Source organism: Actinacidiphila yanglinensis, assembly GCF_900107965.1.
Taxonomy (GTDB): Bacteria; Actinomycetota; Actinomycetes; order Streptomycetales; family Streptomycetaceae; genus Actinacidiphila; species Actinacidiphila yanglinensis.
This window is the reverse complement of record NZ_FNVU01000016.1, coordinates 15,479-37,843: the sequence shown is the minus strand read 5'-3', so window position 1 is coordinate 37,843 and position 22,365 is coordinate 15,479. Positions and strand designations below refer to the sequence as shown.

Genomic DNA, 22,365 nt, shown 5'->3' with positions numbered 1-22,365 from the left:
GGACGTCCGCAGGTGGGGAATCTCAGCAAGCAGGTCCGTCCCACCCCGAGCACCCGGTGGGGAGATTCAGGAAGCCTCATCAGTGGGTCACCTTTGCCCTTGAGCAGGACCTCCGACCTGAGCATCGCGTCGATCGGCGGCGCGACCTCGTCCACCACCCGCGAATGGCGAAGGCGGACATCACCTCGATGCCGGCCGCCCGAACCGAGGCACAACTCCACGCAACGGCTGTTGTAAGTCCTTCATCAAATATCGGAGTGTGCTTGACCTTTGGTCCCCCTACGGTGGTCCCGCGAGCCAGTACTGTCGGGCGAGGGGACGCGGAGCGTGTTGCTGACCACGGGTCAGGCGGCTGCGGAGCTCGGCTGCGCGGTGACCACTTTCCGTCGCCTGATCCACGCGGGGCTGCTCCCGGGCCTGTCCAGGCACGGAGTGCGGGTCATGGTGCCGCTGGAGGTCGTCATGGCCCTGAAGGACCGCCCCGTGACGGACCTGAGGTATCTGCAGGTGCCGGAGATCGCTGTGCTTCGTGCCGACGTCGCGCCGGCCGCGGTCCGGCCGGGGGAGTACGTACAAGGCTTCTCCGCATCCCTGCCTCCCGATGAGCTGCTGGCTGCCTTGCAGGGGCGGTGGCGGTGCAATCCGGCGAGCGTGGCAGCCGGAGGGATCCTGCCGGTGACCCTGTCCGGCTACGTCGTCGCTGTCCTCAGCGGCCTCCAGCAATGGACGAAAGACTCCCAGGGCCGCCACGGCTTCCCGGACGCTGTCCTCGCCGGATACGTCACCGACCTGGCCACCCCCACCAAGCACCTCACCGCCCCGGCCGCACGCGACCGTCAGGCCGCCGACCGACTGCTGGGCACCCTGCTCGTGTCGCACTCCGGCGGACCCGTCGCCTACGTCCCCACCGAAGCCCCCACCCGATCCAACTCCGCACACCGGAAGAGGGTAGGAGGAGACGGGTCAACTGCCGTTGTGCGCCGCGGTGTAGAGATCGTTGAGCAGCAGTGGAAGTAGGGCTTCTTCGTGAATGGCCACGCCGGCACGGGTCATTGACGTGGCCAGGGCAGGGTCCCAGTGGCTGGGCGTTGGTGGTCCGGACAGACCAAGGGCATGGTCGCCCCGGATGCTGGTGAGCGCATCGCGGTAGTCACTCGAGCCCATGCGCCACGGCGCTGCTCCAAGAGCGAAGATGCGGGCGGCGATCGCCAGGCCGGGCCAGTCGAAGTCGCCGTGGTAGCTCAGTCGGGCGCCGTCGCGTCTGAGGCGGCCCAGTAGTTCCCAGCCGGCTCCCGCTGGATTGCCGGAGGGGCAGATCAGGGTAGTGGGGATGCGTTGTCGGGCAGTTGCCTGCAGGACTTGAGGGTTCTCGCAGCCGTGCACGGATGCGTCGGGGGGCACGAGGGTCGCTGCCGATGCAGCGCCCAGTTCGTGCATGGTCAGGTGGGTGACCAGATGCATCTGAGAGCGGCTGCGCATCATCGTCGACCATGGATCGTCTCCTGGCGGGTTGAGGTGCCAGACCATGACGGTTCCCGATACCACGTCTGTCGTGACCGACACGCGCTCCCACAGGCGGCGCCGGGCTGCGGAGGATTCAGGCAGCGGTATGTCGCAGGCTGCTGCGATGGCGCGCAGCACGAGAATTCCGGCCAAGCGGCCCTCGTCCAGGCCGTGCCCGTCGGCGGTGGCGTGTGCGGCAAGTTCAGCCAGTTGCCATTCACGTGGCGGGACGTCTGGTTGTTCTGCCGGGTGAAGGGGCAGGGTGCGCAGCAGGGCCAGGGCGCGCAGTGCGCCGTCGGCAGCCTCCCATGCTGTATCGGATCCGGCGCGGGTGAGCATGCCGGTGGTGCGTAGCCCCTCGAGCCAGGTGGGGACCCATGATGCGGCGGCCAGCCCGGCGTCAGCCAGGCGTGCATCGATCCGCGCCCACAGGTCGGCTCGCGCAGCGCTTTGCCTTTGCCGTGTCAGGACGCGGTCGGTCAGAGGGCTGCCGGTGAGGTCGGTTACGGCAGTCAGCAGACCGCACTGGGCTGCCGAGACGCGCAGGGCATGGTCCAGTAGCGGCAGCCTGACGGACACGGTGCCGGCGGCGGGACGGGTGCCCAGAAGTCCTCCGAGCCTGCTGGTGCCTTCCTCGTCGAGTTCAACGCGGACGATTCCGGTAGGGGACAGGCGGTTGCGCTCCAGTTTGGAGCGCATCGCCGCCCACAGGGGGGCAAGGCAGGCGTCGGCGAGGTAACTGCGCAGCGGCTCCGGTATCCGGACGGCGGTGCTGCTGGTCATGAGGCGGTCCGCAGGTGGCGGGTGTGGCCGTCCCAGTGCACGTGCGTGGTGATCGCAGGAGTTCCTTCTGCGCGTCGGACTTCGTAGGTGTCCAGGGCCGGCACGCCGGGGAAGAAGCCCCACAGGGCGTGGCCGGTCATCACGAAGTCCAGGTCCAGGCGGACCAGCAGGTTCATGAACTCGCCGATGGTGGGCTGGTCGACCTTGGCGAAGGCATCGTCGAGCAGGATGAGGCGCAGAGCCCGGTCGGTGTCGGGCAGGCCGCTGAGATAGGCGTCGGCGGCGGCGAACAGGGTCACATAGGACACGAAACGGGTCTCGCCCTGGGACAGTTTGGCTCGGCGGCTGATGCTGCGTTCCTGCCCTGGCGCGGGGCCGATGATGATGACCTTCACGGTGTGCCAGGTCCGGTAGTCCAGCGCTGTGCGCAGGTGAGTGGCGTAGCCGGCGTCCGGCTCATTGGCGTGTGCCTGGTCGACGCGGGATCGCAGCAGCACAATCAGTTCGTCGGTCTCCTCCTCGCGCAGGACCCGAGGGTCGCGTGCCAGGAGTTCCTTGAGGCGAGCGGTGGCGCTCTGCGCGGACTCCGCCAGCACCCAGCGCACCCGGACACCGATGCCATGGCTGGTGGAGATTGTCTCCAGGGACTGATTCATCGCTTTGATCAGTCGGTCTGCTTCGTGGATGCGGTCGCGCAGTTCACCGGCCATGCCGCCGAGAACGAAGCGATGGAAGGCGTCGCGTTCGCGCTGAGTCAGAGCCAGGCGGCCTCGGTCTCTGCGGTCTTTCAGCTCGGCGGCCGCTTGGGCGATGTGCCGCCTGCCGGTGGCGTCGATGAGTTCCACGATGTGCAGGTCGTCCTCGACGGTGTCCTGCACGTCGTAGCTGCCGGACGTATGGCGTTCCAGCAGCGACTGGGCCCGTAGCAGCGCGGTGACATCCGCGGTGTGAGCGGAGTCGTTAAGGGCCGCGGTCACGGTGCGGGCCAGGACCACCGCTTGTTCGGGGGAGGGATCAGCGGGAAGGTCGGTCAGGGCGGGAGCGGGGCTGCTGAATGCGTGGGCCAAGGCTGGGTGGGTGGTGCGGTGGCGCAGTTGTGCGGCGCTGGAGGCGAGGTCCTGGCGGGCTTGCGCGGCCTGCTCGGCAGCGTGTCGGGAGGTGATGCCTGCCGCTGCTTCCTTCGCGGTCAGGTCGGTGAGAACACGGCTGGCTGTCTTGTGGTCGGAGGTGGCATGGCTCAGCGCGCGGTCGGCCTGCTCCAGGGCATCGGTGATCTGCTGCGGCGTGGAGCCCAGCGTCTCGCGCAGCGCTGCCAATTCTGCTGCTTGTGCGGACCAGGTGGCACAGGCCACTGCAGCCTTGTCCTCCGCGGCGTGGCGGCGGGCAGTCTCCTGCACGGCCTGGTCCAGCCGCGCTTGGTAGCGCTGGATCCGGCCGGTGACGGTCGCGGCTGCCTGTTGCAGTTCGCGGCAGCCTGACTCGGCAGTCGCGGCGGCTTCGCTGACTGTCGCCAGGGCCGCGGAGTCAGCGGGCAGGCCCAAGGCCGCACAGGTCTGGCTGTGCTGGCGGTCGTCGACTGCCCACTCCCGGCGCAGCGTCGCCGCCTGCTCGTGCAGTTCGCGTGCCTGGCGGCGGGCATCTGCGGCGTCCACGGCGGCCTGGGCCGCCTGGTGACGCAGGCTGGCCAGGGCCGTAGAGCGCGGCGCGGTCAGGACATGCGCCTCCAGGTCCGTGAGGACGGTAGCCAGCCGATCGCGGGCCTGCGCCCGTTCTTCAGCTGCCTGAGCCAGCTCCTGCAGTTGAGCCTGGATCTGCTCCAGCCGTGCCGCGCGTGCTGCCGCCCGTGCAACTGCGCCGATGTAGCGGGCTGTGGACAGGCGGTGGCGGCCGTGCAGTGGTCCGTTGCCCCAAGAGCCGTCCCGGCTGATCCAGGTCGCGTGTGCCGAGGAGTCCAGGGCGATACGCTCCAGAACAGCTTCGACCCGAGCTGCGGGCACCGGGCACGGCTGACTGGGGTGCAGCACCGCCCGTACCGAGTGCAACACCGCTGGCCCTGACGGGCGGAGCAGCAAATTGCCGTCGGCGGCCTCGAGGTCACCCTCAGGGGTGATGCGGGCCGTCAGGATCCCGGCCGCCAGCAGTGCTGCTTCCAGACCGGCCCGGTCGGCGCCGCTGAGGCCAGGGCGGAACTCCAGCACGCGCCACAACTCCACTGAACCCGGAGGCGGTGAGCTCACCCAGTGCGGCGCCGGCGGCGGGACATCCTCGGCGTTGTGCAGGGCTCGGGCTTCCTCGGTCAGAGCGTCGGCCGTCTCGGCGGCCTGCCGTTGCCGGGCGTCGAGTTCGGCCATGGCGCGGGCATGTTCCTGGCGGGGAGGGGTGGCAGCGGCACTTGCGGCGGCATCCATCGCTGCCAGGTCCTCACTGCTGGCCTCGGACAGCCTCTCGCCGCCGTGAAAGGCCGGAGCTGCGGCCGTGGCGGACCAGTCCACGGTGCCCAGAAGACTGATGGTGACCGCCGACGTCGTCCAGGACCGCCACTGCAGGGCCAGATCCTCGGCAGCTTCGTCTCGCTCGCCGGCTTTGTCCTGGGCGCGCTCCTCGGTGGATCTGGCGGTGGCGGCTGCTTCCTCGGCCCGGTCTTCGGCTCGCTGCACGTTCTGCAGGGCGGCCGCCAGCCGCCGGGCATCGGTGTGGCGGGCATCGGCCTGCTGCTGGCGGGCTGCGGCCGCAGCCCGCACAGTGTCGGCGGTGGAGGACAGCTGCTGCGCAGCTGCGGCTGCCTCCTCGGCTGCGGGGGAAAGCACCAGCGGAACGGGGCGCTGCACGGGCTCGGGGTCACTCGTCCTGATGGTGCGGACCGGTTCGGCCAGAGCAGCGGGACGATGCGTGGTGATCGTCAGGTGCGTGGGTAGCGCTGCACTTAGGGCGGCCCGGTTCAGATGTGCGCTGACCCGGGTGAGAAGGGTGGTGATGGCGTTGCCCTGTTCCTGGACGTCTTCGGTCGCCTGGTCGCAGGAGTCGACCGTCGCCTGCTCTTGGCGGCGTGCGGAGTACGCGGCGTCCAGGGCGTTGTCGGCTGCGGATGCCAGAGCCTGCACCGTGGTGGTGCGTTCGGACAGTTCGCGCACTGCCCGGTACTCGCGCGACTGACGGATGCCGGTTGCGGTCGCCTCCAACTCCCTTTTGAGGTCGTCCAGTTCCTCCACCCGCGCCGCAGTCTCGGCGCGCTCCTGGGCGAGGTGCTCGTGGGCGTCCCTCTCCCGGGTGGCCGCGCCTTCCAACGTGCGGGCGTTCTCGGCTGCGCGCAGGGTCTGCTTGGCCCGGGAGGCCAGCACTCCGGTGGCGTAGCGGGTGTAGACCCGCAGGAAGTCTGCGATGTGCCCGTAGGCCGACTCCAGACGCTCCAGCGCCTGACGGGTCTCCTCCAGCCCGTCGAGCTCCTCGCCAGCGGTGGCCAGCGAAGCTTCCGGCAGCGGGGGAAGCGCGTCGGAGAGGATCTGAGGAAGGCGGCCTTCGTCGATCCGGTTGCCGACGTCGGGCGCTCGCAGGGTGTGCAGCAGCTGCAGAAGCCCGATGTAGCGTTCCCGGCCCTGCCGGCCCTGCAGCCCGAAGACCTCGGAGCGAATCCGCTCTCTATGCGTCTCGGGCTTGTCCGTCACTCGGTCGGCTCCGACTGCTTCGACGAGCCCCTCGCGTGAGAGCGGGGTGCGGGCTGAGTCGACCAGCACCAGTTCGTGATCGACTCTCAACGGTGTGGCGAAGTACCACGCCTTGGCTTCCGAGGTACTGCGGGAGAACCTGATCAGCGCGCCGACCGTCAGGTACTGCGGGGCTGCCGCCGGAGTGTGGCCCTCGCCCGGGCGGATCAGCTCCAGCCACACGTAGCCCAGGCGGTTGGGCTGTTCTTCTCCGCCGGCACGCATCAGATCTTCCAACCGGACCTTCCCGGAGCCGGTGGCGTCCATCCGGCGCCGGTCAGCGTCCAGGACGAAGGGGAGCATCATCTCCAGCGCCCGTGACTTGCCCGACCCGTTGGTGCCGCGCAGGATCAGCCGCCCGCCGGACAGGTCGAAGCGCTGGTCGAGGTAGAACCACACGTTGACGATCCCTGCACGATGCATCCGCCACCGCTGCGGGTGCGCCCGCGGTGTCGGCACGGTCGCCGGGCTGCCGCTTCGCGGGCCGGGAAGGGCGAAGGTCACCTGACCTCCCGGGCAGGGCCGGCGTCGAACAGGCCGGTCTGCGCGTCGGCTGCCGGAGCGGACAGGTCGTGCAGGCGGCGTGTGGCGCGGCTGGGCTCCGCGGTATGGGGGGCGGGCCGGTAGCGGGCGACCGCGGCATGCACCAGCAGGCCTTCGGGCGTGCCGCGAGCAAGCGAGAGGGATTCCAGCAGAGCAATCACCTCGGCCTGCAACTGTCCGGGGTCGGCGACCAGCGCACCGGACCAGGCGCGGTGGTGGCGCTCGGTCAGATGCGTGACCTCGTCGGCAACGGTCGACCATGCGACCAGCATCCCCGATGTGTCCCCGTCCGCGAGTTGTGCCGAGACACCGGCAGCGGGCCGGCCGAGGTCGATCAGAGCGTCGCACAGCAGCAGGGCAGCCTGCCGAACGGTTCCCGGCCCGGGGAATTCCACATCGCTCAAAGCGCCGTCGGTGTCGTAGGCCAGGACACCTTCGGCCCGCACCTCCAGTGTCAGACCGAAGTGCTCGTCGAGCAGGCGGGTGAGCTCCGAACGCTCCCGCGACAGCACGTCCCGTTCGCCGTCGCTGAGATCCTCTCGTCTGACCAGGGGGTTTTCCACGAGCCTGCGGCGCAGGCTGCGCCGTGGCTCCGCAGGTTCCTCGGGTACTGCCCACAGAGCCTGAAGGGACGCTGCGTCCCTCAGCGGGCGGGCCAACAGATGAGGCAGCAGGGACCGGTGCACAGCGAGCACCCCTTCCTCCTTGCGTTCAGCCCAGGCCTGTACCGAGCCGTCGGTCTCACTGAGCACACCCCACTCGATCAGCAGCCCGAGCGCATGGGCCAAGCGCCGGTTCTCAGCAGGCGAGTCCTGCAAGGTGACCTCGGCAGCTGCAGCGTCGGCGCGGAGCTGGTCCACCAGCGACGAGATCAGAACGAATTCGCCGATACCAGGGGCCAGGAGCGCTGCGCAGGCCAGGGCGAACAGCGCATAGGTCTGCGGAGTGAATGCGGGCCCGTCACCCCGGCGGGCCACACGCTGCGGGCCGTCCGGGCTGAGGGGGGCTTTCACCAATCGCGCGAACGAGCTCTCCACGATCAGGTGGTAGCCCAGGACGCGACTGAAGGTGGTCTTGAGTGCCATCGCGTGCCGCCGTACCAGGGCCAGTTCCTCCGGATGCCGGCGGGAGGTCAGCAGCGGGTGGCCCAGCAGTGTGCGAGCGGCGGTTCTGCGCTCACTGGCTTCCTGCTCGGCGGTGGCAGCGGATGCAGCAGCCAGTCTTGCAGCGTTCACCGGTCACCTCCGGGCGGTGGAGCTGAGGAGCGGCTGCTGCCGGTTCCGTCGGCGGCGGGATCGCTCGACGCCAATCCGCCGCCGATGGCGCGTGTGCGCAGCGTCAGGTCATGGATCAGGGTGCGGCCGTCATCGGACAGGACAAGGGTGAGGCGGCTCGGCGTGTGCTCGATATGAACGGCAACGCCCAGGTGGGCATCCACGGCCTCCAGAGGACCTTGCGCGGTGGGATGTTGTGAGTGGGCCTGACTGATCAGGTCGAGCAGCATCTCCCGGGCCCCTGGAGACAGCCGGGACCCGTTCACTTCGCCGACGGCGGCCAGTTCAGCAGCACATGCCTGGCGTGCTGCCAGCTCGGCGGCTGCCTGTGCACGCAGCTGGGCCTCGGCCATGCCCGCGGCCGGCACACGGGACGTACGTCCGCGGGCAGCCCGGTCTCCGCGTTCCCGCAACGAGACCGGAACGTCCACCGGATCCGTCTCCCACCACGACGCCGATGTGGCAACTCGCGGATCGGGCTCTTCCGGACCGCCGGACAGATGGCGGGCCGGGTAGGCGCCGAAAGCGGCGCAGAACGCGCGATCCGCCTCCTCTGCCTGGGCGGCCTGAAACAGCGCGGCCAGGTGCAGCAAGTCGTCCCGCCGCGGCACGCCCGTGCCTTCGGTCGCCAGCATGCGCTTGGCATTGCTGATCAGCTGGCTCAGCGCCTGCTCAGCGGCCGCACGCAGGTGCGCGGGACCGGAAGCCCCGTCCTGCCCGCTGTACCAGTCGGTCAGCTCCTGCCAGTCCCGCAATTGCCGGCCCGGGGACTGCTGCACCGGACTGCCGTCGGCGGAGACCAGACCGGGCAACGCGGCCAGTACCTTCAGGACGGCAGGCAGCAGCGGCCTCAGACGCACCAGACGATCGGCCACTGCCGGGGCGTGCCGTGACACGTCGCTGCTGATCAGATCGACGTATTCCAGCAGCAGCGTCTTGAAGGTCGAGTACTCCTCACCGGCCAGGTCGTAGCGGCTGAGCACCGAGGAGAGGTAGGCGTAGAAGTCGCGGACGCTCTCGGTGAAAATCTGGTGGTGGGAGAAGACCGTCGTGACATCGGCGGCCAGCGCATCGGGTTCGGTCTCGCCGCTCCCGGATGCGTGGCCGATGATGCGGTCCAGCAACTGGACCATGCTTCCCAGCAGTTCACGGGCCACTTCCCTGGCGCCGTCGGCAGCAGTCAGCAGATCCTGCACCTGGTGATGGACCTTCACGCCGAGCCGGGACGCCTGGAAACGGTTGCGGGCGCGCTGCAGTGCGGCCACCGTCGGAACCCGGGGGTCGCGTGTGGTCGACACCAGATTGCCCCACCTGACCAGCTTCAGGCACCGCTCCTCGGCGGTCTCCACCGACAGGGCACGGCCGGCGTCCGTGGCCCTCTCCGAAACCTCGGCAGCCGACAGGTCGGTCAACAGCGACTGCGTGAACAGGTCCATGACCAGCAGGTACTCCAGCGCATGCTCGGCCGTCGCATAGCGGTAGAGGTCGCGTCGGGCCGCGGAGCCGTCGCCCCCCGCACTTGAGCTGTCGATCCGCATCCTCACCCCCGGCTGCTTCACAGCAGCTGGGAGGCACTTTATGCAAGTGTGGGGGCTGCGCGGGCCGTTGGATCGTTTACGTCCGAAAGTATTCGGATCCGACCGGTTCAGGCGCCGATCACGGGCGGCCGCACGCGGTGTCAGGAGAGCAGCGCCTGCGCACTCGACGGCATCTCCAGACTTCTTCCACAGGACTGCATGGCCTGCAGCAGAGCGAAGGCCTCGACGTGAACAACGTCCCCGCGCGCACAGCCCTGCGCCATGACATCCATCGTGCGCCAGGTCGTGATGCCGTGGTGACGGGCGAAATCGCATGCCGCCCGGTCGTCGCTGATCCACACCGAGTCTCCGTAACCAAGCCAGGTACGGACGATGTGCAGAGTCTGCGCCTCGCCCAGGTGCTGCGTGGGGCGCTGAGCCTGCCCGAAGAAGCCCGAGCGACGCACGCGCTCCACTGCGGCCGCCTCCTCCTGGCCGATCTCCAGGGGCTCCCCAAGCCACCCCTTCTCGAAGACCGACGCCAGACCGGGCAGCGCCACGGCAGCCGAGGCCCGCGCCTCGTGCGCCACCGCCTCAGCCCAGCGCCCGCGGCCGTCGAGGATCGCCTCCAAGAGGTCCAGCCGGTTCACAGAGGCAAAATTGCATAAGACGGTGTTGTCGGGAAAGCACCACGAACTCACGGAGTGAAGGCCAATTCTGGAGTGCTCGCAGGGGATGAAGATGACGCCGGCGCCTCCTCCAACGGCGCGCTGGCCTGGAACAGATCGAGTAGCTGATCGGGATCCTTGCCCGTGACAGCCGACACGGCACGGATGCTCACATCGCCCCGCACATACGCGGTGATCGCCTGCTTGGCCAGGAGCGTGGAGTACCAGCCGGTCTCGGACTGCTCAGCGTAGGCGAAGTGCATGTCGAGCTCGCCGACATGCCTTGCCGCCGCCTGAGTCGTGGCAGTGGCCCATGCGCGGCGCTGCTCCTCGCTGATCACTCGAAGAGTCTTCAGGCGGGTGGCCATAGCGCTGGGAGAGACGAGGAAGTCCCACGACAACTGCAGTACGTCATCTGGCCCTGGGGCTCCGGACTGCGCCACGCGCGCTCGCAGTTCACTGGCAGGCATGAGCATTTCGGCAGCGAAGGCATTGGCCCGGATCTCGGCCCTACTCTGAGCGAGGCTGGGCGCGACATGCTCGGCGACAGGGTCGTCCTCCGCGTCGCCTGCCAGGATGTGCCCGAGCTCATGGGCGAGAGTGAAGCGCTGGCGGCTCCAGATAGGGGAGCGCCCGAGCAGCACCAGACGCATCCCGTTGGGGGCCCACGCCAAACCGTCCAACCCTGGCGGGAGGTCCTCGGCTGTCACGACGAGCCCGAAGATCTCCTCCCATTGCTCGCCCAGCTGGCGCGTGGACACACCTTGAGGGCTGGTCCCGACGGCGGCCGTGGCCTGCCGAGCGAGATCGGTGGCCTGAGCGATGAGATCTCCGTCGTCGGCGGCCGCAGAAGCCGGCAGGACGGGGGAGGGCAGCGCGCATCCGGCTGCAGTCAGGGCGTCGACGATGTCGGCGTAGGCGAGCGCAACCGGCCGCCCTGCGGCAGCTGCCGCATCGTCCGGTCCCTGCGTGCGTGCAGCCAGACGCGTAGTGCTTCGCGGCTCGACGCCCTGCAGCAGCCAGTCCACGGTGGTGCGGCCCTGCTCCGCGATGAGGGCGAGTTCCAGGGACGTGAAGCGCCTGCGGCCCGACAGGGACTTGGACAGCTTGTCGGGAGTCAGGCCCACTCGGGCGGCGAACTCTGCCTGAGGTTCGCCGACGCCCTCGAGTACCTGGCGAACTCGTGCAATCAACGATTCAGTCACTGCTCCACCTTACCCATGGGTTGCGAAAATCGCAATCCTATGAATCTTTGTTGAGCGAAAGCTGCTAAAACAGGTCAAATTTTCCCTCTGTCTGTTGTTGCTCGCCAGGAATCAGTTGATTTCTTCCCTTTGCTGAAATCCTGCGGTGGACGCGACGGGCCGCCGCGGAGACGCTCTCGATGATCATGAGTAAGACCCGCTGGCTCGGTGGTGGGGCGGTTGGGCCGGGGCGGAATGTGTCAGGGAGTGCGTGGTCGAGCCTGCGCGGAGGTGAGGTGCTTGCGCAGGCCGGAGCGCCCGACGGAGTTTGCAGAAGCAACTCCGGCCGCGCCTGCGTGTGCGATCCCTCGGTGGCGGGGGACTCCTGCAGAAGGCTGATCCTCTCTGGCGGGGGAGTCGGCCGCGCTGGTACCCGCGCGAGCGCGGCGGGGCGCCTTGCATGAGAGTCCTGCGAGGTGACGGCCAAGGCTGAGGAGCTTCTCTATCTGGCCAAGCGGCGCCACCAGGCCCATGGCGTCGGAAGAGAAGGCCGAGGTCGACGCCATGGGTTCACGGTGTTCGGTGCTGCCCCCTACGCGACACTCGCAGTGTCTCCGGCGCGACGAGCGCTGCTCGGTTCCTGGGGCCGGCTGGCGGCGGAATCATCGAAGCCCGAGGCTCGATCTCCCAGGCGCCGGCCATGCAGGCGGAACGCGGCGGCCGGCCTCCTCTGCCGGGCCGAAGGACTATAACGTTGAGTGCATATACACTGGATGTTATGGACGAGGCTGGGCTGTGGACCGTCGAGATCGAGCCGGAAGTGCAGGACTGGCTTTCCGGCCTGGCCCTCGACGCTCATAGCCGCGTCGACCTGTACGTCTGTCGCCTCGCCGAGGATGGTCCGAGCATGCGCATGCCACGAAGCAGACCACTCGGTGATGGGTTGTACGAACTGCGCTTCCAGCTCGGTGACGACGACCAGAGGATCACCTACTGGTTCGCTCCGGGCCACCGAGTGGTGCTCTTGACGCAGTTCCGCAAAACCAGGATGAACGAGGCAGACGAGATCGCCCGCGCACGCCGGGCGCGGCAGAACTGCAAAGACCGGCACCCGCCAGCTGAGGACCACAACATCTACCAAGGCCCGGTCAGGAAAGAAGGAGGCCCATCATGACCCACGCCCGCTGGGACCCCCGGTCCCGCCCGGCCGATGCCGAGTACGAGGACCTGTACGAGGACGCCCGCCTCGCCGACGAACTCGCACAGCAGGTCTACGACCGGCGCACCGAACTCGGCCTGAGCCAGACTCAGCTGGCAGAGCGCGCCGACATGAAGCAGCCCCAGATCTCGCGCATCGAGGGAGGCGCAACTGTGCCAACCCTTCCCTTGCTGCGCCGGCTGGCCAAAGCCCTGGAGATGGATCTGTCGGTGGGATTCGTCAGACCCCTGCCCCCACCTGCCGACAAGCCCGAGCAGCGAATCTCCGCCATCGAACAGCGTCTCACCGAGCTGCTGTTCACCCACCCCGATGACATCCCAGCAGACGCCTGGCTGTCGGCTGTCGCGGGAGTAGCGGATCTCCGCAATGCCCAAGCAGAGGCGGAGTTCAGCGTGGCGCTCATCCAAGCCAGACTGCGGCACATGCTTGCCCAACTGGTGTCTGAGCCAGGCGGGGCAGCCGCGATGGCTTTCCTCGACCGGGCGCGCAGGCAGCCTCTGGATCTCACGGCCTTCCTTCAACTGGTCCACAGCCGCATGGATGCTGCTGTCAGGGAGACGGAGCAGGACGTGCGGTCATTGGAACAGGCCCGCTGATCCGACGCGATCGTTGAGGTACGCCAGTTGACCTGGCTGCGCAGTAGGGCCTTGGCGGGTGTCCGGTGCGTCCTGGCTGCCGAACCTTCGTGGAGGAAGCATGGTTCGAGCCGGGCGCTGGTGGCGCGCCCGCTGACAGCACCAGCAGCACCGCCTCACCCCGCCCTCCGACCCACGCGACAGACCCCGCCCCGGGCCCCTGCGCCGGCAACCACAATGGGTGCCTGTCCGCCAAGGCGCCGTGCCGGTGACAGGCGCCCGCGGCCGCGGAAACGCCGCGTGAGCACGACCCACGCCCTGCGCGAGGCGCCAGGACGTCACGGGATTGATCTGCGCGCTGTCGAGCCGCCGGTGCACCATAGACAACGTGGTCAGCAGTTCCAGCAACTCCTCGTCGGTGACCGTGCGGTGAAGTCGCGGCACGTGCGCGGCCGGGTTGCGGAACATGCTGAACAGCCCCTTGACCGGGTTCGCCAGCCCCCTTCAGCTCGTCCAACTCCAGGACGACGCTGCCTGACATTGCGCGCGTTGCGACGCTTCGACCGGGAACTCACACCCTCAACCTCACCACAGACCGGCACCCGCCAGCCAACGGTTTGAACGCACCTGCAGCCGCCGACGTCGCTGCCGGCCTCGGCCTGGCAGAAACCGTAGCAACTGCCTCCCACACGAACCGCGCAGGGCAGGGAACTGGACCGGCCGATCTGGGAGTTGCAGCGGACCAGCGACGGTCAGAGCATGAGTCAGCGGTCCTGCGGTCCTGCGGTCCTGAGACCGTGGGTAGACCAGTGGCCGGTTGCGCGGTGGGGGCACTGTCGGTCAGGGGCTGTCGGAATCGTCGGAGGGCGTGTCGGTGTCGGTGAGTCCGGTGCTGGGGCCGCGGTGCTCGCTGTGGTTTTTGTCGACGCAGCCGGCGATGTGCAGGGGGACTGGGTGGCGGGTGCGTGCGTCCCAGCCGAGGCTTTGGTGGCACAAGGCCGCGGTCAGGGCTGCGAGTTGTTCCGGGTCGTAGGGGCCGGGCACCGGGACAGTGATCTGGGTGGCGGTGAAGCTGTGCCAGTCCTTGCCCAGGACTGTGTCCTTGAGGTCGTTGGGGAGGGTGAAGCGGGTGTGGTTGCTGCCGTTGATGCTGGTCTGGCCGAATCCGTTGTAGGTGCGGGAGGCTTGGGCGAGGTACCAGCTGGTCACTCCCGTGGCGGTGGTGCGGCGGTGGAGGTAGGTGTCGGGGGCGGCGGGCCGTTCCTGGTCCTTGCGGCGGCCGTCGGCGCGGTCTACCGGGGTGGGGACCTCACCGTAGGAGGCGTTGATGGTGACCACGGCGACCGGGCGTCCTTGTGCGGCGAGATCGTCGCCGGGGTAGGGGCCTTCGCCGAGTTGGGCATGCTGCAGTGCGGGCCAGATGGTTCGGCAGGCTTCGGCGTCGGCGAAGACGATGACGGGTAGGCCTGTGGGCAGGATCCGCAGGGCGGCTTTGATGTGTTCGCGGACGAGTTGTGCGCCGTCGGCGTGGCGGGCATGGCCGTCGACACCGATCGGTCCTGATCCGAAGGCCGCTTCTCCGTTCGGCAGGGATACCCAGGAATGGTTCTGGCGGTTGTAGATGCCCAGCCGCCAGGGTTCGTCGGGGTCGGCACTGGTACGCAGACCGGTGAGGACCTCCACCATCTGGGTCCGATCGGCGGAGCCGATGGTGCGGTTGCTGACGCGCTGCTGGCGCAGGTGGAGGCCGATCAGCAGGGCGGTGTCGGTGAAGGGCACGGCGTCGGCCAGGCGCCGGTCGATGGCGCCCAGGCGGAGCAGCAGGTCGCGCAGGCCGTTGATGGCCGGATAGTCGACCTTCGGCCTGCCCGGCGCGCGTGCTCCCGCTTCTGCGATTGGGGGTTCGGCGTCGTGGGCGCAGACCGGTACGGCTGTTGCGGTGCCGTCGGGCGCGGGGGCGGTGGCGGGGCGCGGTTTGGGGCGGTTGCGGTGGGCGATGAACTGGGAGACCACGCCGCGGTGGTGGAAGTGGCGGCGCAGGTCACGCTTGGGGTCGTAGTCCTCTGCGCGGTCCCGGCGTGCGCGTTTTTTGGGGTTCCAGCGTGTCTCGATCCACACACCGGTCAGGTCGGCGTGGGGGAGAGAGGTGAGGAAGGCCAGGTGCTGGTCCCAGTGAACGGGGACGGTGGAGACCAGTTCGGGCATCCGGCGGAAGTGGACGCTGACCGGGCCGACGAGGGGGAAGTCCCGTCCGTCGTGCCAGGGGGGTGCCTGCTCGGGGTCGTCGAGGTAGTCGGTCAGGGCTGTGATCATCCGCTCGCGGGTGTACTCGCTGTCATACAGGGCCAGGAGCCGTACCGTTGCGGCTCGGGTGCCGGCCAGGGCCTGCGGCAGGTCGTCGCGTGTGATGGGGCCTTTGGCCGGGCGGGTGACTTCGAAGTCGGTGCGTTCGTAGGTGACCTGGGTGGGCTTGAGTTTGTGTGCGGCGCGTTTGATGTAGTTGGCCAGGTACAGGTTGAAGCGGGTGCCGGTGCCTTTGCCCAGCGGGTGCTCGACCGGTGCGGGAATGAGGGCGCGGACCGTTCCGGTGCCTGCGGCGAGGGTGTCGTTGGTGCCCAGGGTGATGGTTTCCAGGTTGCAGGCGTCGACGACCTGGGTGGTGAAGCCGCGTGCGTACGGTTCCCAGCCGTCCTCGGTGCGGCGGTGTCCGACCGGCAGCCGCAGCACGGTGTCCTTGCCGCGGGCGACGAAGGCGGTGCGGGTGCTGGCCCAGTGGGTCGCCAGGCGGCTGAACGTCGGCAGGGCGTGGACAGCGATGCGGGACTCGCCGGGCAGCGTGATGACCCGGAAGTCGATCTTGTGCATGGCGTGGCCGGTGGCGCGGGGCTGTCCCGCGTGGTGTGTCAGGACATGGTCCCAGGCCAGGAGGCTGCCGCTGGTGTCCATCAGCCACTTCAGGCGGGTTCCCCCGCGCTGCTGCTCGCCTTCGCCGTGAAGAGCTTCTGGCAGACGCAGCGCGGGTAGATGCAGGTCCTTCCTTCCGACGTGGGCGGCGAAGTTCCAGGCCGCGACCCGGTAGAACCACTGCGGCGCTCGGGGCCGGCCCAGGTCGGCGCCGCAGATGAAGCGGGCCAGCTCCTCCTGGTGGGTTTCGGAGTCGGCCAGAAGCGGGGCGAGGGTGTTGGCGTCTTCTCCGCCGCGGACATGGCGCTCCCAACTGCGCACGGCGCGGGTCAAAAGCCGGCCGGGAATCGGGTCGGTGGTGACCAGAACCGTCGGCAGCGGCTGTTCGTCGTCGGGCCGGTCGAGGATGTCGGGCATCAGTACCACCGGCTGGTTGGTCACCGCGGACAGCGCCGTGGCCAGGCTGGCGTAGGCGGGGCGCACCGGCTTGGAGGTGTCGCTGTCGCGGTAGCGCGGAAGGCACTCCCATGCTGCGGCGAAGTCTGGGCTGAGCGGGTAGCGCACGACGGTGCCCAGGTGCTGGGGGTCCAGGAGAAAAGCCAGCGTGGTCAGCATGCGTGGTCCAAGGTGTCGCGGGCGGGGGATCGGGTCTCGGCGAAGGTGAGGAATGCGCGCAGTGAGGCGCCGTTGGTGGCCTGCAGCAAGTCCAGTTCTCCCGTCCGTGCCCAGTCCTTGCGCAGGTCGTGGATGAGCGAGGGCAGGTCGGAGTTGCCCCGCGGGTCGAGGAAGGCGTAGTCGACCAGCCGGATACGGCCGGGGGTTCCCCCGCGCCGGGCGCGTCCGACGAGTTGGATGATCGACGCGATCAGCTCCGCGGCGATGGCCTTCTTCGCGCGGCGGGGAAGCGCGCTGAAGTAGCGGCGGCTGCCCACCAGCTCGTCGAAGTAGCGGCCGGCGACCTTCCTGGCCTGCGCAAGGACCGTCCAGGGCAGTGCATGGGGCAGGCAGTCGTCCAGCACCCGTGCGCCGACATGGGCGAGCAACTCGTCCGGGTCGTCGACGATGGACATCGGGCGAACAGCCAGCCAGATTGCGCCGATGCGGGAGCGGCGGGATCCGGGGGCGAGGATGTTCAAGCTCCGCTCGGCCCGCTTGATCGGAGCGATCAGGATCCGCGCGCGGACCAGCGACCCGAAGTCCTCGAGCCGGTCACCGGCCAACTCGATCCAGGGCAGATCCTCCTGCTGTGTGCCGGAGCGCACGCCGTCGGGATCGGGGCGTACCGCCACAGTGACCAGCCCTGGTGGGGCTCCGGCCTGGCGCAGCCCTTCAGCCAGGTCGTGGACGCTGTCGTAGGAGGTGGTGGCCAGCAGGATCGAGTCCTGGACACCCGCTGTGTCCCCTTCGGACAACGTCTCCAGGTCCCGTGACAGCTCGCTCCACAGGCGGGTGCCCAACTCCACGGTGGCCTCCCGGCGTTTTTTGCCCGTCAGGCCGGAGATTCGCATCCACTCCTGGTCCAGGCCGGGGATGGGCCGAGCGTCGATCTCCACACAGGAGTCCTCGTCGGCAACGATGTAGGCCGGCCTGGCGTGGACGTGGTGGCGGTGAGCCCCTGGGATGTAGGCCGTTGCCGACAGCCCGACCACGATGCGCCGGTGTCCGGCTTGTGCCAGGGCGGTGATCTGGCCCAGCGAGGTGACGTAGCGGTGGGGGTCACCGCCGAACGCCGCGGCGCACAACCGGGTGTCGCGGACGGCCTGGGGGGTGTAGTCCTCGGTGAAGGCGAAGACCAGCCGTCCCATGGGCCCGTGCGGGATGGCCCGCCACGTCTCGAATCCGCGCAGTGCCTGAGCGATCTCCTCAGCTGCGGTGGCGCCGGCCAGCTTCAGCTGTGGAGCATCATGGACGAAGCTGTAGAGCATCCTGCGCAGCGGTACCAGGAACATTCTGCGCACCAGGCGTTCGATGACGGCTGTACGCATCCGGGGCGCCGGAATCCAGGGGGTGAGCATCTCGAACAGCACGTTGCGGGTGTGGTCCAGCACTCCGCCCGAAGCGCTGGCGGCGGTGATCGAGCGCACGACACGGGCAAACTCGCGCAGGTGCTCCGGCAGGCAGTACGAGGCCACCGCCGGGTCGTAGACCGCCTCCAGAAGAACCGCCTCCGCCGGCCCGCTACCGCGCTGCGGACTGGATCCCACCTGGGCGGGATCATCGGCGAGAAACGCCGCCAGCTCACGGGCGATCATCCCGTCCCACCGCTCGGGCAGAACCCAGCGCCGACTGGCCTGCCGGTCCTTACCACCGCGTCCCCGGCCGGGATCCTCCGGCAGGCGCTCACTCAACGCCAGGTCACCGCGGGCCAAATGCATGGTGTAGGTCTCGGCCAACCGCCGGCACTCCAGCAGGTTGGAGCGGCTGCGCTCCTCCAAAGCTCCCGGCAACTGGACGAACGCGGAGATGATCTGCCGATCCAGGTCGAGCAACGGCCGGTCATGGCCGCGGTCTCCCCATGCCAGAGTCAGTCCCCGACCCGAGCGGTCCATGGCGGTGGACTGGAACGCGTCAAGCTCATCGATCAGTACGATCTGGCAGCGGCGCAGGACGAGTTCCTCGACACTGACCTTCTCCTCGACCGAGCCGTCGTCCATCTCCAACGGGATGTGCATCCGCCCGCCGTACAGGTTGGCGTGGGTGGTGATGATGACCTGTGCGGCGCATGCCTCCCGCGCCAGCCGGTACTTGCCGCAGCCTGCCTTGAATGGGCAGACCTTCGCCGCCGGCATGCTGCGGTACTCCTCCAGCGGCTTGTCCCGCACCGCGGTGAGGTTGGTGCACGGCTCACTCCCGGGGATCCAGGTGTCCACTGCTTCGTCCACCGAAGCCAGGGCCGGCAACTGGCAGGAGTACCCGATACGGCCGAAGACCCAGTCGACGAAGTCCGGGTCCCCGGAACTGTGCGCGGCGCGCTCCACCTCCCGCATCAGGTTGTGCGGCGACATCAGCGGGACCACCACCTGCTCGGCGGTCCCGGCACTGGCGCCGAGCAGACCGTCGTCCCTGAGGGAGCCCAGATCCTCCTCGATGGCGCGGGCGAGTTTGAGCGCTGCGGCGTTTGTGTCCACCACCAAGGCGATCGTATGGCCCTCCAGGACCGCCCAGGACGCCGCCGCGCGCATCCACACACTTTTCCCCGACCCCGTGGGAGCGCTGAGGACTTGCGTCATCCCGGCCTTCAGCCGCATCACCTTGCCGACTGCCGCGCCCTGCCCGGTCGTCATCTTGGCGAAGAACGGCTCCAGCGCGGCGACGCGGAACGCCCTACCTTCCCCTGCGATGTCAAGGCTGCGGCTCAACGCCAGGAATTCGGGGATCTTCACGTCCGCTGCAGCCAGTTCCCCTGCGGTGACCAACCGCTCGACGGGCAGCCGCCGCTCCGGTGCATGCTCGTCCCCGAAGGCATACAACGCCAGCACGGGTTGCGGCTGCCGGCCCGCCATCGGCAGCCGCAGCGTGTGCGTGTACTGCCCGGACTTGGCCACTGCCGCCGCAGTCCGAAACTCAGACACGATCGTGTCCAACTCGTCCAGGAGCTTGGTCAAGCAGGCCCGCGGGTTCATCCCGTGATGGCTGTCGATGGTCTCCTCGTCCGCACGCAACCGGAAACCGGGAATTTCGCCCAGGTAGAACTGCTCCAGCGCGTACTGTCGGAAACCGGCATCGTTGGCCAGGGGGTTGGGACGATGCCGCAGCAGGCGGCTCAACTGCAACTGGTCAGCAACCGGCAGGCGCTCATATCCCTCCCACACGTCGAACGTGCCCGTCACAAGGAACTGCGCGGCGGTCAACAACGCGGTGGCGCCCTGCGCCTGAGGAAAATGGGCTTGCGCCGCGGCACACGCCGCGGCGACGAGGCGGGGAATGACCAATGCCTCACGCCGGGACAGGCCGTTGTCATCGGAGTTCACCGCGACGACCTCCTCGCCCGGGCCAGTGCCTTGCCCACGGCTTTGTGCACGTCCGAGACCAGCAGTACCTCATAGCCCGGCAGCAGATCCGACAACTCCGCCTGGTGCGCGGTGCCGCGGTGGTCGGGCAGCACGATCGTGCGGGCCGCCAGGGGCTTGGACCTGACTTTGTCAGCCAGCGCACCGGCACTGGCGACGTCCTTCAGGTCCAGTGCCATGGTCCAGTTGGTCGACGCGATCTCGAACCGCAGGTCGTAGGCGTCCTGACCGGGCCACAAGGCGACATCCAGCAGATCCGAGACGCCAAACCACCGTGTGAACAACGCCAGTTCTTCGACACCCGGAACGACCATGTAGCGCCACACAGGGAGCTCCACGCACAGGGTGCGCTCCTCACCGGCCGCCACCCACCGGCGGGCGCCCGGCTGGCGGGGCACGGTCTCGTCGCGGCGCCGCAGCCGCGGCGTCGGGCCGCTGCTGTCACGGACGAAGTAGGCGGCATTGTGGGGTAGGTAGCTGCAGCGCACCGAAGCTCCGGTGACACGCATCGGCCACCGGCACGTCGGGCAAGGCCACCAGTAGTGCCCGTCGTACAGGCGGTCCGGCGGGATCGGCACATAGGGAACCGGTGGAGCGATCCCCGCCTGGCTGCACAGGTCCGCCAACGAGCCCGCACCGCCGACGGGGTTGTCGATCACGAACCGGCGCCGGGCCACGTACGTCTCCTCCGTGGCACCGGTCTTGATCTGCGTGAACGCCTCGTTCTGCACGACCTCCTGCTGCAGCCACGTCCACGACGGCAGCCATCCGCGGCCGCGGTCGCCCTCCGCCAGCAGGTCCACGATCACCGAGCACCCGTCGGAGTGCACGTCGTCGCGGAGCTCGTCCCACTCCAAAACCGTGATCCAGCCCAGCCGGTCATCGCCGAACACATCCGGCGCCAGCTGCTTCAAGGGCCGCGACAAACGGTCCACGAACTCCACCGGACTCAACGCCGGAACCGCGGCACCACGCAGCGCATTGACCACCCCGGTCATGCTCATGATTTCCCGCCAGGCCCGGGACTCCGAACGGCGCACCGACCACGCGTACCCGGCCCGGACCGCAGCGCTGACCACCATGGTCCTGCGCCGGCTCACGGCAGCATCAACGACCACCACGACTCCATCTCACTTTACTGAGTGTCCTTGACAGAGATCACTGAGTGACAGGAGCGATGATCGCCGACCCATGCGGACCGCACAGCACGCACCACCCTGCGCGTGTCCGCGCTGGAGCCGGGCCCAAACCGCCGCTGAACTGCGATGTCCCACCACGCACGGCACGCAGCCGGAACCAAGCGATTCACCCCCTCGGAGGACGGCCGACAGCCAGTGCCACGCCTGTGCGCCCCCTGGATGCTCCCGAGCGCGGGCCGAAAACCCTCACAACACGCCACGGCGCACACGCTGCCCAACCACCCTGAAGCCAGACCTTGCCGATCACCATGACCTCGTGAAGGACAGCCCCGCCGTGTCGCTGACGTCCCAACTCCAGGCCAAGGGAAGCCCCCTGTCCACGTTCCTGCGCGAACACCTGCCGCAGATCCGCCCCGCCACCGACTCCTTCCGCAACGCACTCGCCGACGTGGAAGCCGGGCCGCTGCTGTTACCCCAAGCCCCCGCCGGCGTCAGGCCCCTGTGGGGAACCCTCGGAGCAGCCGTCGACCACCGCCTGCGATACGCCTTCACCACTGCCCGCACCTGGGACACGGCCGTCACCCTCGGCGTACAGGCAGCCGCGGCATGCGCCTGGGCCGAAGGCGACGTGGCCGCGGCACACGCCTTCACCACCACCGGAAACGACCTCCACGCCGCCTTGGACGAGGTCCTCGCCCGACAGGCCCCCGACGATCGCGATCGGGAACTCCTCCTGCCGCTCGAGGCCGAAGAACACCTGGGCCGCCTGTGCATGGCGATGGCCTGGTTCGAAGAGATCTACCGCAGCGGATACCTCGCACCGGCCAGCCCCCTGGGAACGCTGCGCGCCGCCACCACCCTCCCCTCCCTCCTGCAACGCGTCCCCGACTACGCCGTCCGCGACCTGACCGCCCAGATCCGCAACGCACACACCGTCCTGGGTCCCCTCCGCGCCGCCACCACGCCCGACACCTGCCGGTCCGGCCCGACGTTCGCCGGCTCCACCGACATCGACGGCGCAGACGCTGACCTCATCGCCGACGGCCTTCTGATCGACATCAAAGCCACCAAGGACGCCACCCGGTTGGCCGCACCCGCCCTCAGACAACTCATCGGCTACGCCCTCCTGGACTACTCGGACCAGTACGGGCTCAACCGTGTAGGCCTCTACCTCACCCGCACAGCCCGACTGGTCACCTGGGACGTCGAGGAACTGCTCCAGATGATGGGCGCTCAAGCGCCCCTCCCGACCCTTCGTGCGGCCTTGTCCCGTCACCTGGCCCGCGCAACGACATGACACGTTCGGAGAGACTGCTGCCGTGCCGGGAGTGCGCTGGGCGTAAGA

General features: G+C 68.7%; 13 protein-coding genes and 1 pseudogene. 4 read left to right on the top strand and 10 right to left on the bottom strand.

Annotated elements, in window-relative coordinates:
* The first annotated feature begins 327 nt into the window (after positions 1-327).
* On the top strand, positions 328-1,017 hold the full coding sequence (locus tag C4U44_RS28925) for a helix-turn-helix domain-containing protein (RefSeq protein WP_107503996.1): 690 nt from the start codon (positions 328-330) through the stop codon (positions 1,015-1,017).
* Here C4U44_RS28925 and C4U44_RS28920 read toward each other — a convergent pair.
* The 6 genes from C4U44_RS28920 to C4U44_RS28895 all read right to left on the bottom strand — a co-directional run bounded on the left by C4U44_RS28920 (position 964) and on the right by C4U44_RS28895 (position 11,194).
* Positions 964-2,286 (bottom strand): TIGR02679 family protein, encoded by a 1,323-nt coding sequence (locus tag C4U44_RS28920; RefSeq protein WP_103889012.1) that lies wholly within the window; start codon positions 2,284-2,286, stop codon positions 964-966. The genes C4U44_RS28925 and C4U44_RS28920 overlap by 54 nt on opposite strands.
* A complete protein-coding gene (locus C4U44_RS28915) occupies positions 2,283-6,491 on the bottom strand; it encodes a TIGR02680 family protein (RefSeq protein ID WP_146088369.1) in 4,209 nt (1,402 codons plus the stop codon). Before C4U44_RS28915 ends, C4U44_RS28920 begins: the two co-directional genes overlap by 4 nt.
* Complete coding sequence (locus C4U44_RS28910; protein ID WP_200823444.1) at positions 6,488-7,765, bottom strand: TIGR02678 family protein; 1,278 nt, start codon at positions 7,763-7,765, stop codon at positions 6,488-6,490. The genes C4U44_RS28915 and C4U44_RS28910 overlap by 4 nt, the downstream gene beginning before the upstream one ends.
* Positions 7,762-9,342 (bottom strand): DUF2397 domain-containing protein, encoded by a 1,581-nt coding sequence (locus tag C4U44_RS28905; protein ID WP_146088368.1) that lies wholly within the window; start codon positions 9,340-9,342, stop codon positions 7,762-7,764. Before C4U44_RS28905 ends, C4U44_RS28910 begins: the two co-directional genes overlap by 4 nt.
* Positions 9,343-9,482: 140 nt before the next feature.
* Entirely contained in the window at positions 9,483-9,971 is a 489-nt protein-coding gene (locus C4U44_RS28900; RefSeq protein WP_235032424.1) for a hypothetical protein, read from the bottom strand.
* A gap of 47 nt (positions 9,972-10,018) precedes the next feature.
* Positions 10,019-11,194 (bottom strand): helix-turn-helix domain-containing protein, encoded by a 1,176-nt coding sequence (locus C4U44_RS28895; protein WP_103889008.1) that lies wholly within the window; start codon positions 11,192-11,194, stop codon positions 10,019-10,021.
* Positions 11,195-11,951: 757 nt separating this feature from the next.
* Between C4U44_RS28895 and C4U44_RS28890 the strand changes: the two genes are divergently transcribed.
* Both C4U44_RS28890 and C4U44_RS42805 read left to right on the top strand, forming a co-directional pair.
* Positions 11,952-12,347, top strand: coding sequence for a type II toxin-antitoxin system RelE/ParE family toxin (locus C4U44_RS28890; protein WP_103889007.1), 396 nt, complete (start codon positions 11,952-11,954; stop codon positions 12,345-12,347).
* Positions 12,344-12,604: pseudogene (locus tag C4U44_RS42805) on the top strand (helix-turn-helix domain-containing protein); the annotation flags it as partial. The gene C4U44_RS28890 and the pseudogene C4U44_RS42805, both read left to right, overlap by 4 nt.
* A gap of 363 nt (positions 12,605-12,967) precedes the next feature.
* Here the strand turns inward: C4U44_RS42805 and C4U44_RS43680 are convergent.
* From C4U44_RS43680 to C4U44_RS28865, 4 genes are all read right to left on the bottom strand, one after another.
* Positions 12,968-13,465, bottom strand: a complete 498-nt coding sequence (locus C4U44_RS43680) for a TIGR02391 family protein (protein WP_407642907.1) — start codon at positions 13,463-13,465, stop codon at positions 12,968-12,970.
* Positions 13,466-13,807: 342 nt separating this feature from the next.
* Positions 13,808-16,486 carry an RNaseH domain-containing protein gene (locus C4U44_RS28875; protein WP_103889004.1) on the bottom strand — a complete coding sequence of 893 codons (2,679 nt, stop codon included), beginning with the start codon at positions 16,484-16,486 and terminating at the stop codon, positions 13,808-13,810.
* Entirely contained in the window at positions 16,480-19,842 is a 3,363-nt protein-coding gene (locus tag C4U44_RS28870; RefSeq protein ID WP_103889003.1) for a DEAD/DEAH box helicase family protein, read from the bottom strand. Before C4U44_RS28870 ends, C4U44_RS28875 begins: the two co-directional genes overlap by 7 nt.
* Positions 19,839-20,963 (bottom strand): restriction endonuclease-related protein, encoded by a 1,125-nt coding sequence (locus tag C4U44_RS28865; RefSeq protein ID WP_103889002.1) that lies wholly within the window; start codon positions 20,961-20,963, stop codon positions 19,839-19,841. Before C4U44_RS28865 ends, C4U44_RS28870 begins: the two co-directional genes overlap by 4 nt.
* 373 nt (positions 20,964-21,336) lie before the next feature.
* Here C4U44_RS28865 and C4U44_RS28860 point away from each other — a divergent pair, with 373 nt between their 5' ends.
* Positions 21,337-22,317 carry a hypothetical protein gene (locus C4U44_RS28860; RefSeq protein ID WP_146088366.1) on the top strand — a complete coding sequence of 327 codons (981 nt, stop codon included), beginning with the start codon at positions 21,337-21,339 and terminating at the stop codon, positions 22,315-22,317.
* The last annotated feature ends 48 nt before the right edge of the window (positions 22,318-22,365 follow it).

Coding starts and splice junctions, on each gene's coding strand:
- C4U44_RS28920 (WP_103889012.1), bottom strand. CDS start 2,286: ATGACCAGCAGCACCGCCGTCCGGATACCGGAGCCGCTGCGCAGTTAC.
- C4U44_RS28905 (WP_146088368.1), bottom strand. CDS start 9,342: ATGCGGATCGACAGCTCAAGTGCGGGGGGCGACGGCTCCGCGGCCCGA.
- C4U44_RS28890 (WP_103889007.1), top strand. CDS start 11,952: ATGGACGAGGCTGGGCTGTGGACCGTCGAGATCGAGCCGGAAGTGCAG.
- C4U44_RS28875 (WP_103889004.1), bottom strand. CDS start 16,486: ATGCTGACCACGCTGGCTTTTCTCCTGGACCCCCAGCACCTGGGCACC.
- C4U44_RS28865 (WP_103889002.1), bottom strand. CDS start 20,963: ATGGTGGTCAGCGCTGCGGTCCGGGCCGGGTACGCGTGGTCGGTGCGC.